Source organism: Mesorhizobium sp. AD1-1 (assembly GCF_020164655.1).
In the GTDB taxonomy this organism is placed as follows: Bacteria; Pseudomonadota; Alphaproteobacteria; order Rhizobiales; family Rhizobiaceae; genus Mesorhizobium; species Mesorhizobium ciceri.
This window is the reverse complement of record NZ_JAIUGP010000005.1, coordinates 292,501-307,858: the sequence shown is the minus strand read 5'-3', so window position 1 is coordinate 307,858 and position 15,358 is coordinate 292,501. Positions and strand designations below refer to the sequence as shown.

Annotated in this window: 11 protein-coding genes, 1 tRNA gene and 2 rRNA genes (1 of these 14 cut by a window edge); 1 reads left to right on the top strand and 13 read right to left on the bottom strand. The window is 63.3% G+C overall.

Annotated features, from left to right (window positions below; translation table 11 throughout):
• Positions 1–6 precede the first annotated feature (6 nt).
• Complete coding sequence (locus LB519_RS13070) at positions 7–645, bottom strand: DsbA family protein (RefSeq protein WP_224620191.1); 639 nt, start codon at positions 643–645, stop codon at positions 7–9.
• Positions 646–780: 135 nt separating this feature from the next.
• Between LB519_RS13070 and LB519_RS13065 the strand changes: the two genes are divergently transcribed.
• Positions 781–1,698 (top strand): LysR family transcriptional regulator, encoded by a 918-nt coding sequence (locus LB519_RS13065; protein ID WP_224620221.1) that lies wholly within the window; start codon positions 781–783, stop codon positions 1,696–1,698.
• Positions 1,699–1,710: 12 nt separating this feature from the next.
• On the opposite strand, the gene LB519_RS13060 is transcribed toward LB519_RS13065, so the two are convergent.
• From LB519_RS13060 to LB519_RS13005, 12 genes are all read right to left on the bottom strand, one after another.
• Complete coding sequence (locus tag LB519_RS13060; RefSeq protein WP_224620190.1) at positions 1,711–3,327, bottom strand: GMC family oxidoreductase; 1,617 nt, start codon at positions 3,325–3,327, stop codon at positions 1,711–1,713.
• Positions 3,324–4,838 (bottom strand): FGGY-family carbohydrate kinase, encoded by a 1,515-nt coding sequence (locus LB519_RS13055; RefSeq protein ID WP_224620189.1) that lies wholly within the window; start codon positions 4,836–4,838, stop codon positions 3,324–3,326. Before LB519_RS13055 ends, LB519_RS13060 begins: the two co-directional genes overlap by 4 nt.
• 22 nt (positions 4,839–4,860) lie before the next feature.
• Positions 4,861–5,679, bottom strand: coding sequence for a class I fructose-bisphosphate aldolase (locus tag LB519_RS13050; RefSeq protein ID WP_024504448.1), 819 nt, complete (start codon positions 5,677–5,679; stop codon positions 4,861–4,863).
• 14 nt (positions 5,680–5,693) lie between these two features.
• On the bottom strand, positions 5,694–7,391 hold the full coding sequence (locus tag LB519_RS13045; protein WP_224620188.1) for a glycerol-3-phosphate dehydrogenase/oxidase: 1,698 nt from the start codon (positions 7,389–7,391) through the stop codon (positions 5,694–5,696).
• Positions 7,392–7,411: 20 nt separating this feature from the next.
• Complete coding sequence (locus LB519_RS13040) at positions 7,412–8,407, bottom strand: aldo/keto reductase (protein ID WP_013529475.1); 996 nt, start codon at positions 8,405–8,407, stop codon at positions 7,412–7,414.
• Positions 8,404–9,384: a sugar-binding transcriptional regulator gene (locus tag LB519_RS13035; RefSeq protein ID WP_027161268.1), complete on the bottom strand. Its 981-nt coding sequence runs from the start codon at positions 9,382–9,384 to the stop codon at positions 8,404–8,406. The genes LB519_RS13040 and LB519_RS13035 overlap by 4 nt, the downstream gene beginning before the upstream one ends.
• 25 nt (positions 9,385–9,409) lie before the next feature.
• Complete coding sequence (locus tag LB519_RS13030; protein ID WP_224620220.1) at positions 9,410–10,333, bottom strand: ABC transporter permease; 924 nt, start codon at positions 10,331–10,333, stop codon at positions 9,410–9,412.
• Positions 10,334–10,409: 76 nt separating this feature from the next.
• On the bottom strand, positions 10,410–11,945 hold the full coding sequence (locus LB519_RS13025) for a sugar ABC transporter ATP-binding protein (protein ID WP_224620187.1): 1,536 nt from the start codon (positions 11,943–11,945) through the stop codon (positions 10,410–10,412).
• A gap of 93 nt (positions 11,946–12,038) precedes the next feature.
• Entirely contained in the window at positions 12,039–13,070 is a 1,032-nt protein-coding gene (locus LB519_RS13020; protein WP_013529471.1) for a substrate-binding domain-containing protein, read from the bottom strand.
• Between the two features lie 671 nt (positions 13,071–13,741).
• A tRNA-Met gene (locus LB519_RS13015) sits at positions 13,742–13,818 on the bottom strand.
• A 154-nt stretch (positions 13,819–13,972) separates the two neighbouring features.
• Positions 13,973–14,087 (bottom strand): 5S ribosomal RNA (gene rrf, locus LB519_RS13010).
• A 266-nt stretch (positions 14,088–14,353) separates the two neighbouring features.
• A 23S ribosomal RNA gene (locus tag LB519_RS13005) occupies positions 14,354–15,358 on the bottom strand (it continues 1,817 nt past the right edge of the window).

Here is a 15,358-nt window from a genome sequence, read left to right as displayed (position 1 = left end):
ATGGGGTCACGCCGCCGCGATGTGGGCGACGAGATTGTCGAAGCTGCCGAACAGCGCGTTCGAACCGATGAGCCGGGGCGCATCGTTGCGGATGACCGCGAGCGAAGGCACGCCATCGGCATGCAGGCGCTGGAACAGCGCACGGCCACGGCCAACCTGATCGCGGTGAGCCGCCAGCAATGTTTCGGTCGGCGCCTTGAGCATTTCGGCGGCGTCCGCCATGCCGTCGGCGGCGAGCACCTCGGCCACACCGCCGATCGTCACGACATCGCGTCCTTCTACATAGCGCGCATGCTGGATCGTCTTCAGCGCCGCAAACCGGCGGCTAGGGTCCTCCAGGCCAGCGGCAGTGATGCCGAGTGTGGCGGCATGTGAGTCGAGCAGGGTGCCACGGACATTGAGGACATTGTGCCGGTAGGCCGGCGTGAACGATTGTCCGGTCAGGCGCTCGATGCGCTGGTCGTTCGCCCAGGCGTGCGCCGCAAAACCTTCATCCATCGGACGCGCGCCGGCGCCGGAAAACAGGCCGGTCGGCAGCAGCTCGACGCGCACGCCGGTGGCCGACAACCGGCCGAGCATCCGGGTGGCACCATAGCACCAGCCACAGAGCGGATCGAAAAGATAGGTCACTTCTGAATTGTTCATAATCGCTGCTACCCATGATCCCGGCTGCCGGCTTGATCGAATGCCGTTGGCTGATATGTGGCAGGTGGGGGTCTTGCGATAAATGGCACCCAATAATACAAACTGTATGATCTGATCATACAAATGGCAGCCAGCTTGGCCGAACTTCTGAACCTCAATCGGCTCGCCTACTTCACCACGGTGATGGAAACCGGCTCGTTCACGGCCGCAGCCAACCGGCTTGGCGTCGCCAAGGCCGTGGTCAGCCATCAGATCGGCAAGCTCGAAGAGGAACTGGGCGCAACGCTGCTGCAGCGCACGACCCGGCGTGTCACGCCGACCGAAGAGGGTCGCCTCTTCTATGACCGCGCGATGATCATCCTGCGGGAAGCGGAGGCCGCCTATGGCGAAATCTCGCGCGGGACCGTCGAACCGAGCGGAACGCTGAGGCTGACGGCGCCGCTCGACTACGGCACCAAGATGGTGGCTCCGGTCATGGCGGCCTATCTCAGAACCTATCCGCAGATGCGCGTCGAGGCGATCTTCGACGACGCCGTCAGCAATCTGGTGGACGAGCAGATCGATCTCGGCATCCGCGTCGGCTGGCTCACCGATTCCTCGAACCAGGCGCGGCGGCTGGGGACGATCCGGCAAATCGTGGTGGCGAGCCCTGGCTTCGCGGCGAGCCTGCCGCCCGACCTGACGCCGCACCAGGCAAGATCGCTGGCCTGGGTCGGCAACACCCAGTTGCGCGGCATCGGCCAATGGCTGTTTTCCAGGGATGGCGAAACGGTGCTGACCGAGCTCAATCCGGTCCTCATGTGCGACAAGAGCCCCGCCGCCCTTGCTTGCGTGCTCGTCGGCATCGGGCTGGGCGTCTTTCCGGACTACAGCGTCAGCGACGATATCGCCGAGGGGCGGCTGGTGCCGGTATTTGCCGACTGGAGCCTGCCGTCAGGCGGCATCCACGCAGTCTTTCCGCCGGCCCGGTTCCGGCCCGCCAAGGTTCGCACCTTCGTCGATCTGCTCGCGGCGGCCGAGAAGCGGCGATCGCGCGGCGTCGCCACGGCTTGAAGCCGATAGCGGTCAGCGGGCCTCTTGCAGGATCATCTCGGCTGCCTTCTCCGCGATCATGACGACCGGCGAGTTGGTGTTGCCCGAGACGATTGTCGGCATGATCGAGGCATCGACCACGCGCAGCCCGGCAAGCCCGTGAACACGCAGGCCGTCGTCGACCACCGCCATCGTATCCGAACCCATCTTGCAGGTGCCGACGGGGTGGAAGATCGTCGTGCCGATATCGCCGGCCTTGCGGATGAGCTCTTCATCGCCGTCATACTGCGTGCCGGGCAGCATCTCTTCCGGCGCAAAGCGCGCCACCGCCCGAGCCTTCATCAAACTGCGGACATGGCGCAACGACGCGACGGCCACGCTGCGGTCTCCCTCGGTGGAAAGATAGTTCGGCCGGATCTTCGCCGTCTCCCGCGCGTCGGACGAACCCATGTGCACGCTGCCCCGGCTTTCCGGACGCAGATTGCAGACCGAGACGGTGACCGCGGGAAAGCGATGCAGCGGCTCGCCCAGACGGTCGGTGCTCAGCGGTTGCACATGATATTCCAGATCGGGCGTTGCGAGGCGCGGATCGCTCCTGGCGAAGATGCCGAGCTGGCTTGGCGCCATCGACAGCGGCCCGCTGCGCTTGAGCGCGTATTCCAGCCCCATCGACGCACGGCTGACCAGATTGTGGTAGCGCTGGTTGAGTGTGGCGGTGTTGGCGACCTTGAAGACGGTGCGTATCTGCAGATGGTCCTGCAGATTTTCACCGACACCCGGCAGCGCGTGACGGACATCCACGCCGATGCCCGAGAGCAGGTCGGGGCGCCCCACCCCCGACAGTTCGAGCAGCTTGGGCGAGTTGATGGCGCCGGCCGCAAGGATCGTCTGTCCAGCGCGGACCTGATGCAGGCGGCCGCCTTGGCGGAAAACCAGTCCGGTGACGCGCCGGCCGTCGAATTCGAGCCGTTCGGTTTCCGCGCCGAGCACTACGCGCAGGTTCTTGCGCCCCGCTATACCGCGCAAAAACGCCTTCGATGTGTTCCAGCGGACGCCCTTCCTCTGGTTGACCTCGAAATAGCCCGAGCCTTCATTGGTGCCGGTGTTGAAGTCTTCGGTGCGCGGAATGCCGAGTTCCTCGGCCGCGTCTCGGAAGGCGTCGAGGATCGGCCATGAAAGCCGCTGCCGTTCGACCCGCCACTCGCCGCCGCTGCCGTGCATGGCGCTCTTGCCACCATGGAAGTCTTCCGACTTGAGGAAGTAAGGCAGGACATCGTCCCAGCCCCAGCCTGCATTGCCGGCCTGGCGCCAGCCATCATAGTCGGCAGCCTGGCCGCGCATGTAGATCATGCCGTTGATCGATGAACAGCCGCCAAGCACCTTGCCGCGCGGATAGTTGAGGCTGCGTCCGTTGAGACCGGCTTCCGGCTCGGTCTTCATCATCCAGTCGGTACGCGGGTTGCCCATGCAGAAGAGGTAGCCGATCGGGATATCGACCCAGTGATAGCGGTCGCTGCCGCCGGCCTCGAGCAGCAGCACCTTGTTGCGCGGATCGGCCGAGAGCCGGTTGGCGAGCACGCAGCCGGCGGAGCCGGCACCGACGATGACGTAGTCGTAACTGCCGAACGGAGACGGTGAAGCTTCGGTCACGTGCGCGCCTGCTGTCCGGCGATGCGCTCCCACATCGGGGTCATCGCCTGGTTGATCTCGCCATAGAGTCGATACCGCCGTGCGTATGCGTGAGCAACCGTCTCGTTGGGTACAAAATGTCGGGCGGCCGCTGTCATGGCGGTTGCACCGGCACTGTAGTCCGCGAAAATGCCGACGCCGGTGCCCGCCGCGATCGCCGCTCCCAGCGCGCCGGTTTCGCGGCTGCGCGCCACGGTGACGGGCACGCCGAGCACATCGGCGAAAATCTGCGGCCAGACGCTGCTGCGCGAGCCGCCGCCGGACAGCACCACCTGGTCGAAATCGGCGCCCGCTTTGTGCAAGGTCTCGACATGGCGCTTATGCTCGAAGGCGACCCCCTCGAACAGCGCACGCAGCAGATGGGCTCGGCTGTGCCAGCCGGCGATGCCGTAGAAGCCGGCGCGCGCATGGCCATTCTGCTGCGAGCCATAAAGGAAGGGATGATAGATCGGGATGTCGCTGTTGGGATCGACGGACGCCACCAGTTCGCTGCACAATTCGAATGGCGACTTGCCGGCTTCGCCGCCATGTTCGAGGAATTCGCGAACGATCCATTCGAGATTGGCGGCCGAGGTGGCACTGGATTCGATCGCCAGATAGCGCTGGCGATCGAAAGTCGACAGCATGAAGATCGAAGGGTCGCGGATCGGCTTGTCGGTGATGACCTGGTTGATGCTCCAGGTTCCGGCGATGACCGAGGCGGCACCGGTTCTGGTCACGCCCGAACCGACCGCGCTGGCGACGACATCGAACAGCCCGGCAACGACCGGCGTGCCGGCGCGCAGTCCCGTCAGGGCCGCCACCTCCGCGCTGACATGGCCGGCAATGTCGGCCGATTCCAGCACTGGCGGCAGTAGGTCCATGCAATCGCCGAGCCCATAGGCGGCAAGCAGGTCCGGCTCGTAGCGGCGGTCCTGCATCTGCAGCAGGCCGCAGCCCGACATATCTGAAGTATCGCTGCTGCGCGCACCTGTCAGGCGGTTGACGACGAAATCCTTGCACAAGAACACAGTTCCGATGCTGGCAAACAAAGCCGGCGAAAAGCGCTTGAGCCAGGCAAGCAGGGTCGGCGTCTGCGCCGCCCACGGCCGCTGCAGGCAATGTGCGTAGGTGCGGTCGCCGACATTCTGTTCTGCCCATTCGGCAACGATGTCGACGGCGCGTGTGTCGAGCGACTGGATGCCGATCAATGGCGCGCCCGCACGATCGAGCGCGTAGAGCCCGTTGCCATGGCCGGCGCAGCCGATGGCGACGATCTCGCCGGCGTCGATACCGGCCTCAGCGATGCATTGACCAATGACCGAGACCGCATTGCGCCAGAGTTCGTCGAGGTCGCGTTCGACATGTCCGGGCTTTGGCATGGACGAGCGGCCGTCACGGGCGGCGAATGCCAGTTCGCGGCCCGACAGGTCGAAGAGGATGGCCTTGATGACGGTGTTGCCGGCATCGAGACCGAGGGTATAGCTTGCCATTGGCGCCTCCCGAGGCCGCAGCCTATGCCTGGTTGTACAGATCCCAGGCTGCGCCGCCATCGGCATCGTCGTGAATGATTGCCATCAGCCCGCGCACGACAGCGCTCGGGTTGGCATGCTGGTAGATGTTGCGGCCATAGACCATGCCAAGCGCACCCTGTGCCATCAAGGCGGCCGACTTGTCGAACACGGCACGCAGATCCTCCTTGCCGCCGCCGCGCACCAGCACCGGGCAGCGCGCCGCCTCGACAACGCGGTGGAAGTCGTTGGGATCGGTGGTCGGGTCGGCCTTGACGATATCGGCACCCATCTCGCGGGCAAGCCGGGTCAAGGTGACGATCTTATCGGCGTCGCCGTCGACCATGTAGCCGCCATGCTCGGTGACCGGCAGCATGGCCAGCGGCTCGATCATCAGCGGCAGGCCGTATTTCTCGCAATCGGCGCGCACGCGGGCGATGTTCTGCACGCATTGCCGGAACAGGTCCGGCTCGTCGGGTAGCATGAACAGATTGACCACGACGCAAGCCGCATCCATCTCGATGGCGCCAAGCAAGGGCTCGGCTTCGTTCTGCAGCACCGCCCACATCGCCCGGTGGCGTATCCTGTTATAGGGATTGCCCATGTCGATGCGCATCACCAGCGCCGGCTTGTCCTTGCCAGGCACGGCCTGCAGCAGGTCAGCCTGGCCGTAGTTCATCTGGATGGCGTCGGGGCCGGCCTTGACCAGCTGGTTGACCACGCTGGCCATGTCTTCCAGCCCGGCAAGGAAACTCGGCTCGTTGCAGACGCCATGATCGATGGCGACGTCGAGGCAGCGGCCGCCGCCGAACAGCCGGTTCATACGGACTTTCTTGTTTACGCGCATAGGGCGCTCCTTTGATGTGTCTGGAGGTCGATGCCGTGCCGGTCGGCCAGCAAGGCGAGGAAGGTCGAGCGCTCGGTGGCAGCCTCGCTGGCGCTCCAGTCCTTGTGCGCCGCCAGCATGTCGAGAACGGCGTTGACGAGGTCGAAGCTGAGACCGCCTGAAATGGCGATGGTGGTGCGGCGCAAGAACAGGTCGGCAAGGCACTCGACCTGCTCGCGCTCGATGATGCGCCCCATCTCGCTTGCCGAATAGTCCGACTGCGGCAGCATCTGTTCGCCCGCCGGGTGCGAAACGAAATCCCTGGCCGACGTGCCATAGCGCTGCAGAAGCGTTTGCGCGCGCTCGACCGTCAGGCCATGCTCGGCGGCGAATGACGCGCACCAGGCGTCCGGGTCGGCCGGAAAATCACGGCCGCCACCGATGGCCATGTCCTGCGTGCCCTGGCTGCGCGCGAGGCCGAGCCGCTTCAGTGCCATGTCGGCGGCCAGCGCTCCAAACGAACGGAAGGTGGTCCACTTGCCGCCGATCATGCACAGTGTCGCCGGCAGATGCCCGCTCGCTTCTACGAACTCGCAAAAATGATCGCGCGGTATGCGGCTGGTAAAACTGTCCTCGCTGGCGGGCAAGGGTCGCACGCCGGCGAAGCGGAACACGATCTGGTTTTCAGCTACTTTGATCGAGGGGAATACAAAGGCGAGCGACTGCAGGATGTAGCGCTGCTCGTCCTTCTCGCAACGGACCTTGTCCGGATCGTCGACCCGGATGTCGGTCGAGCCTATCAGCACCTTGCCGAGATAGGGAAACAGGATGCAGATGCGCCCGTCCTCGTTCTCGTAATAGACCATATGGGCGCCGAGCGCGTCGAACAGTTCTGCATTGTCGACGATGAGATGCGAGCCCTTGGTGCCGCCCATCATCGTCTGCGCCGCCGCCCCGATGGCCTTGTTGGTCAGGTCGATCCAGCCGCCAGTAGCGTTGATGACCAATTGCGCCCGTACCGGCAGTTGTTCGCCCGTCAGCGTGTCGGTAATGGCGAGGCTATCACCTGTCGACGATACCTGAGCGTAGTTCAAGGCGCGGGCGTTCGCCGCGCTCGCCGTGGCGTCCAGCAGCATCTCCAGGCCGAGGCGTTCGGGCCGGCTCACCCAGGCGTCGTAATAGGTCGCCGAATTGCGGATCGCCGGATTGATCGCCGGCCATTTTCTCAAGGTTTCGGCGCGGCCCCTGAACCTGTGCGTCGGCATCAAACGCCGTGCGGCGGTGAACAGGTCGTACATGGCAAGGCCGGTCTTGATGACCAGCGCACCACGCCGGCTCGGCCGCCGCGTCAGACCCAGGAAACGCACCGCACCGTTGGCAAGGCCGGAGAAAATGTCGAAGATCGGCACCGTCGTCGGCAACGGGGCCACATAGTGCGGGGCATTCCTCAGCAGCCGGTCACGTTCGAGCAGCGATTCGCGCACCAGTTTGAATTCGCCGTTTTCGAGATAACGCAGGCCGCCATGCACCATGCGTGAAAGGGCGGCACTGGCGCCGCTGCAATAATCGCCCTTTTCCGCCAGCACGACATCGACGCCTTGCAGCGCCAGTTCGCGAAAGACGCTGATGCCGTTGATGCCGCCACCGATGACGAGCACGGCGATATCAGGCCGGTCGCGCAGACCGGCTAACGTATGGCTACGGTTCATCGGGGCTGTTGCCTTTTTTCTCAGGCATCCATCGCAGTGAGATGCGCGGCTGCCGCGGCGTCGATTGCCGCAAGCTCGCCTGCCGCAAGCGTGATCTCCCCGGCCCGTGCATTGTCGAGCGCCTGTTCGGGATTGCGCGCGCCGCACAGGGCGAAGGTGATGCCCGGCTGGGCGAGCGTCCAGGCGATGACGATCTGCGCCGTCGACGCCTGGTGGCTCTCGGCGATAGGGGCGATGGCCTCTTTCAGCTTTGCCACCTTCTGCCGGTTGGCCGTGGAAAAGCGCGGGTTGTCCTTGCGCTGGTCGTCGCCGCCGAATGTGCGGCCGGGTTCGACCGTGCCGGTGAGCAGGCCCAGCGCCAGCGACGAATAGCTGAGGGTGGCGATGTCGTGCGCGCGAGCAATCGGCAGCAGGCTGCTCTCGATGTCGCGGTCGATCATCGAATAGCGCTCCTGGATCGCATCGAGCTGGCCGGCATCGATATAATGGCCGAGATCCTCGGCGCTGATATTGCTGGCGCCGATGGCGCGGATCTTGCCGGCTGCCTTGAGCTTTTCCAATGCCGCCATCGTCTCGGCGATCGGCGTCGTCGGGTCCTGCCAATGGGTGATGTAGAGGTCGATATGATCGGTGCCGAGACGCCGCAGGCTCTGCTCGACCTCATAGGCGATGCCGTCGGCGCCGAGATAGCGATGCACTGGCTTGTCGTCCTGGTCGAAGAAATGCCCGCCCTTGCCCGAATGCCAGTTCAGCCCGCATTTGGTCGCGATCACCACCTTGTCGCGCTTGCCCTTGATGGCGGTGCCGACGATCGCCTCGCTGCGGCCAAGACCGTAGGCCGGCGCTGTGTCGATCAGGCTGAGGCCGGCATCGATCGAGGCTTCGATCGCCCGCACCGACTCCTTTTCGTCGGTGCCGCCCCACATCCATCCGCCAATCGCCCAGGTGCCCAGGCCCACGGCCGACGCCGATATGCCGGACTTGCCGATCTGCCGCTGGATCTGTCGAGAATTCATGCTGCCTCCTGTTCGGCCAGCTCGAGGATCTGGAGCCCCGTGGCCTCGTCCGTGACGATGGTGTCGAGATGGTTGCCGCGCAGGGCGGCGAGGATCGGCGCGACCTTGCTGGCGCCACTTGCAATGCCGATCGAGCGCGGGATGGTCGCGAACTCGTCCAGCGTCAGCGAGACCAGTGAACGGTTGAGCGAGTAGTTGCAGAGCTTGCCCCGGCGGTCGATGAGATGGGCGAGCAGCTCGCCTGTTGCCCCGGACTTCTCGATCGCCTGGCGATCGGCATTCGAGGACGGATGCAAATCGTAGTAGCTGGAATCGTCGGTCAGGATGGAGCCGACACCCACCACCGCGACATCGGCCTCGCGCGCCTTGCGAAACACGTCGGCGACGGAGCTGATGCCCATCAGCATCTCGCGCTGCTGCGCGGTGTCCGCAAACAACGGCGCATGGATCTGGTAGGCGCGGCCGCCGAGCTTGTCGGCCATCAGCGAGGCGACGTGGTTGACATCGGTGTAGTGCTTGCCCTGCACCAGCCCGGTGGCGGGAATGATTTCGACGTCGTAGCGGCGCCCCGGCTTGAGACCGGCGACCAGCGCGCTGACGCCCTTGCCGCCGGTGATCGAAATCGTGTCGCCGTCCTTGATGGTGTCGAGCAGCAGCCCAGCCGCCGCCTCGCCGACCCGCTGCAGGGCGGTGTGCGGATTTTCGGAGACCGACGGCACCACCATCGCCCGCTCGATGCCGCCCAGCGCCACCAGCCGCGCTTCCAGGTCGACCAGATGATCGATCGGCGACTTGATCTTGATCTCGACGAGACCGAGCTGGTGACCGCGCTTGATCAGCCGGTTGACGGTCGCGTGTGAGATGCCGAGTTCCCCGGCGATCTCGGCCTGGGTCTTGCCTTCGACATAATGCAGGACAAGCGCCTGGTGCATCTGACGAACAGCGGCGATGTCGTCGCGGGTGTTGGGAGGGGCCATGGTCTTGCTTCGCCGCCTTTGAGGTTCAGGACTTCTTGCGGTGCAGGAAGTGATCGATCGACACCGCTGCCAGCAGGATGCATCCCTTGATCATGTCCTGCCAATAGACCGAGACATCGAGCAGGATAAGCGAGCTCGTCACCACCGACAGCAGAGCCATGCCGAGGATCGCCCCGAAGATGGTGCCCGAGCCGCCATTCAGCGAGGCGCCGCCGATGACGGCCGCGGCGATAATGTTGAGCTCCATGCCGGCGCCGAAGGTCGGCGTCGCCGCGCCGAAGCGCGCCATGTAGATGACGCCGGCCACTCCGGCGAGGGTCGAGCACAGCACCGTGACCCAGAACTTCACCTGATTGGTCCTGATGCCGGAGAACTGCGCGGCCTTCTCATTGGAGCCGGTGTAGAAAACCTTGCGGAAGGCCGTGGCGCGGCGCAGCAGGAAGTCGAAGATCGCCACCACGACGACGAAGATCAGGATGACATAGGGGATGTTGTTGAAGCTGCCCTGGCCGATGGCCTTGAAGGTCGGCGGCAGGGTGAACAGCGAAAGCGGCGTGCCCTTGGTGACCACCAGGCACATGCCGCGCACGATGACCATGGCCGCAAGCGACGTGATGAAATGATTGAGCCCTATCACGGTCACGAAGAAGCCCATGGCCGCGCCGATCAGCGCGCTGACGCCGATGCCGATCAGGCTTGCCGTCCAGGGATCGAGCCCGGCGAGGAACAGCGCACCCGAGACCACCATCGAGAAACACACGACGGAGCCGACGGAAAGGTCGATGCCGCCAACGATGAGCAGGACGGTCATGCCGACGACGACGATGCCTTCGATGGAGAAGCTCATCAGCATGGCGCGGAAATTGCCCCATGTCAGGAAGTGCGGCGAGGCGAAGCTCATGGCGATGCACAGCGCCAGGATGATGACGATCAGCCCGGCCTCGCGCATCGAGGCGAGGTGAGCGAAGTTGATGCGCCGCCCGGCGGACTTGATCTCGGCGTGCACGAGCGCTTCTCCTGATTCCCTAGGCGACATTCTGGGCCTGCCTTTGAATTGAACTGTCCTGGACGCCCGAGGCGAGCATGATGATGGCTTCTTCACCGAGCTCGCTGGCGGCGAGTTCGCCGGCGATCCTGCCTTCGCGCACCACAAGAACGCGGTCGCACAAGCCAATCAGCTCCGGCAGTTCGGACGAGATGATGATGACGCCGACACCGCTGCCGGCTAGCTGGCGCAGCAGCCGGTGAATCTCGACCTTGGCGCCGACATCGATCCCGCGCGTCGGCTCGTCCATGATGATGACCTTGGGACTGACGGACAGCTGCTTGGCGATGGCAACCTTCTGCTGGTTGCCACCGCTCAGCGTCGACACAGTGGCCTCGATGCCGGCCATGCGCACGCCGAGCCTGCCGGTCAGCTCCCGCGCCTGACGATCCTCGGCCTTGCGGTCGAGCAGGCCGAGGCGCCCGGTGAGCCGGCCGAGGTCGAGCGCCGATATGTTCGCCGCGATCGGCAGATCGAGGAACACGCCGGAGCCTTTGCGATCCTCAGAGAGATAGACCAGCCCCGCCTTGACCGCATCGCCATAACTGCGCAGCCGCAGCTGCTTTCCGTCGAGCGCGACGGTTCCAGAGGTCATTGGCCTGAGGCCGCAGACCGTCTGTGCGATCTCGCTGCGGCCGGCGCCGATCAGGCCGCCTATGCCCAGAATTTCGCCGTCGCGAAGCTGCAGATCGACGTCGGCGAAGCGGCGCCCATCGGAAAGCCCCTTGACCGACAGGAGCAGACGCCCCGGCTCTTGCGACGCCAGCTTGTCGGGATAGAGCTGGGTGATTTCGCGGCCGACCATCTTGCGCACGACATCGTCGGGTGAAACGGCGGCTATCGCATCGGTCGCCACGTAGCGGCCGTCGCGGAAGACGGTGACGCGGTCGCAGAGCGAGAATATCTCGGCCATGCGGTGGCTGATATAGACCACCGAAATGCCACGTTCCCTAAGCCCGCGCACGATCGAGAACAGGCGTTGCGCTTCGCTTTCGGTGAGTGCGGCGGTCGGCTCGTCGAGCATCAGCACCTTGCAGTCGAGCGTCAGCGCCTTGGCGATCTCGACGAGCTGCTGGTTGGAAATGGAGAGGTCGGCGACCCTGGTGCGCACCGGAATGGGCGCGAGCAGGTCCATGACCTTCTGGGCGTCAGCGTAGAGCTTCTGGAAATTCATCAGCGGCGCGCGCCGGCAGTTGATCGCGGCCATGTAGATGTTTTCGGCAACCGTGGCGTCCTGACACAGCGCGATCTCCTGGTGGACGAGCGCGATGCCGAGACGTTGGGCGGCCGCAGGCGAGTGAATCGAAATGCGCTCACCATCGATCAGGATGTCGCCCTCGTCGGGCTGCAATACACCGGCGATCATGTTCATCAGCGTCGACTTGCCGGCGCCGTTCTCGCCGCACAGCGCATGGATTTCGCCGCGCCGCAGCTCGAACCGCACGTCGCTCAGTGCCTTGACCGGGCCGAACGCCTTGGACAGGCCGCGGATTTCAAGAATGGGCGCCTGGGTCACGCCATGCTCCTGCGATGCTTGCGGGGGAGGAAGGAGGCCGAAGCCTCCTTCCCGGTTGGTCCGGCCTTGTGGAGGCCGGGGCGGCGATCGAGACTATTCCTCGATGCCCTTGGTGCCGCGACGCTTGAGGTACTTGTCCCAGTAGAAGTCGTCCGCATTGTCCTTGGAGACGATGGAGAAGCCATTGTCGACGAAGGGCACGCTCATCGGGTTGAAACCCGAACGCTTGGCGTCGTTCATCGGATCGATCAGGCCGGGATGCTTGGCCATCCACAACAGCATGAAGCCCATATAGCCCTGCATGCCCTGGTTGGGATTGACCGAGCCGAAGATCTCGCCGGCCTTGATCATGTCGAGGATCTTGGCGTTGACGTCGGCGAGCATGACGCGGATCTTGCCGCCGCCTTCCTTGGCGGCCTGGGCAGCACCGATGGCCGAGTTGGCCTCCGGCATGAACACGGCGCCGAGGTCCGGATGCGCCTGCGCCAGGCTCAGAACCGCCTGATAGGCCTTGGTCGGATCCTGGTTCGAAGCGGCGCGGCCGACGAGCTTCATGTCAGGCCATTTGGCTTCCATGCGGGCAACGAAGGCGTTGACGCGCTTGTCGTGGTTGTCCTGACCGGGATTCTCCAGCACCGCATATTCGCCCTTGCCATCCATCGCCTTGGCAACGGCGTCGGCGGCATAGGTGCCTTCGGCATTGTTGTCGGAGGTGATGTAGGAGACGCGCTTGGAATTCGGCGAGTCGGCGGCGAAGGTCACCACCGCGGTGCCCTGCTCGATGGCGCGGTTGATCGGCTCGATGAACGGATCGGAGTTCATCGGGTGTACCAGTATGCCGGCAGGCTTCTGCGCCAGCGCCTGGTCGAAGGTGGCGATCTGCTTGTTGACGTCGTATTCCGGCGTACCCGTATAGGCGGTCTCGCAGCCGAATTGCTGGCCGGCCTGCTTGAACATTTCATAGACCGGGAACCAGTATTCGACGCCCGAGACCATCACGTTCATGACGTATTTTTCACCCGGCTCGCATTTGAACGGGTTAGGGGTTTCGGCGCGTACCTGCATCGACCCAAAGCAGGTCGATGCAGCCGCCGCGATTGCGAGCGTGCTCAGAAATTTGCGCAAGTTTCCTCCCTTGGCCGAAGCCATCCTCAATGACCGTCGCAGGCACTCAGTGAGCGCTGCCGTATGGATTTGATGATGCCGACCTTCCTCCGAAAGCCGACGATCGGGACATTACAGCCCGGGCGCGCATTGTCAATATAATTCACATAGTGAAATATATTTCATAGTCTCCTTCAAGGGGATTTCTACGCTCCGGTCGACGAGGCTGGTCGCGGCCGCCAAGATGCCGTACGGGCTGGGCAAGGCCTTACCGGCCTTTGGCCGCGAAACCGGAGAGGGTGGTGGAGTATCCGCACGGGGGCTCGCATGGTACCCTCCCGCCGGCCGCGTCTTTATCGCCTGAAGCCCCCGATCCTGTCTTTGATAGATCTGTTCCGGGCGCAGCGTGACGCTCTCCATATGTCCGCTTGGCCAGAAAGTCGGCTGCAGCTTCGGCTTCGCTTTCGGGGGCCTGAGCCTGGGCAGATCGATGGCCACCCCAGCCGCATATCAAAACGGCGCGCGGGCATTTGTGGCTGGCGGGCTGTTTTTGAAGTTTGGTTTTGGGGAGAGGATTTGTTTTCTGTCTGGCGGCTTGGCTTGGCTGGTTGCGGGCGCCTGATGACAGGTTAGATCGCCGGCGCCACGGCACAATACAAAAGAGCCCGCACGATGGCGGGCTTTTTTGAATTTGGTTGCGGGGACAGGATTTGAACCTGTGACCTTCAGGTTATGAGCCTGACGAGCTACCGGGCTGCTCCACCCCGCGTCAATTTTTGTGTAAGCCGAGGCCTACAGATAGGTATATGGCTGACCAAATGAAAGGGCCGCTTACGCGGCCCGTGATCCCTTGGCGGGCCATTTCATAAAGAGAAGATTTCTCTCCATCCGATTTGGATGTGAGATCAACGTGCGTTTGGCAGACCTGGCAGCGACCTACTCTCCCGCGTCTTGAGACGAAGTACCATCAGCGCTGGAGCGTTTCACGGCCGAGTTCGGAATGGGATCGGGTGCAGCCGCTCCGCCATAACCACCAGGTCGGCAAAACGCACGTTGTTCGAGAAGCTTTTGAGCGAAGGCGCACAAAGAGACATCGGCAGCGGAGCTGTCGGGTGCCTCTCGGGGCTGTTCGCTGGTCTTTGTGTGCCTTTACGGTTCTTGGTCTGGCGCCTTTCGAAGCGAAGCTTCGCAAGGTCGACCGTCGGCGCTGATGCGCCGCACTCACGTAGCGCCGCCCGCAGGGCGGAACAAGCGTGAGTAAGAACAGACCATCTGACTTTGTCAGATGGGCATAAGGAATGAGAACGATCAAGCCGATCGAACTATTAGTACCGGTAAGCTTCAAGCGTTGCCGCTCTTCCACACCCGGCCTATCAACGTGGTCGTCTTCCACGGTTCTCAGGGAATACTCGTTTTAAGGTGGGTTTCCCGCTTAGATGCCTTCAGCGGTTATCCCGTCCGGATATAGCTACCCTGCTATGCGGCTGGCGCCACAACAGGTCCACCAGAGATCCGTCCATCCCGGTCCTCTCGTACTAGGGACAGATCCTTTCAATATTCCTACACCCACGGCAGATAGGGACCGAACTGTCTCACGACGTTCTGAACCCAACTCACGTACCGCTTTAAATGGCGAACAGCCATACCCTTGGGACCTGCTCCAGCCCCAGGATGCGATGAGTCGACATCGAGGTGCCAAACAACCCCGTCGATATGGACTCTTGGGGGTCATCAGCCTGTTATCCCCGGCGTACCTTTTATCCGTTGAGCGATGGCCCTTCCACGCGGGACCACCGGATCACTATGACCGACTTTCGTCTCTGCTCGACTTGTCAGTCTCGCAGTCAGGCAGGCTTATGCCATTGCACTCAGCGAACGATTTCCGACCGTTCTGAGCCCACCATCGCGCGCCTCCGTTACTCTTTAGGAGGCGACCGCCCCAGTCAAACTACCCACCATACATTGTCCCGGACCCGGATAACGGGCCGCGGTTAGACATCCATAGTAATAAGGGTGGTATTTCAAGGGTGGCTCCACCTGAGCTGGCGCCCAGGTTTCAAAGCCTACCACCTATCCTACACATGCCACTACGAATGCCAATGTAAAGCTATAGTAAAGGTGCACGGGGTCTTTCCGTCTAACCGCAGGAACCCCGCATCTTCACGGGGAATTCAATTTCACTGAGTCTATGCTGGAGACAGCGGGGAAGTCGTTACGCCATTCGTGCAGGTCGGAACTTACCCGACAAGGAATTTCGCTACCTTAGGACCGTTATAGTTACGGCCGCCGTTTACTGGGGCTTCGATTCA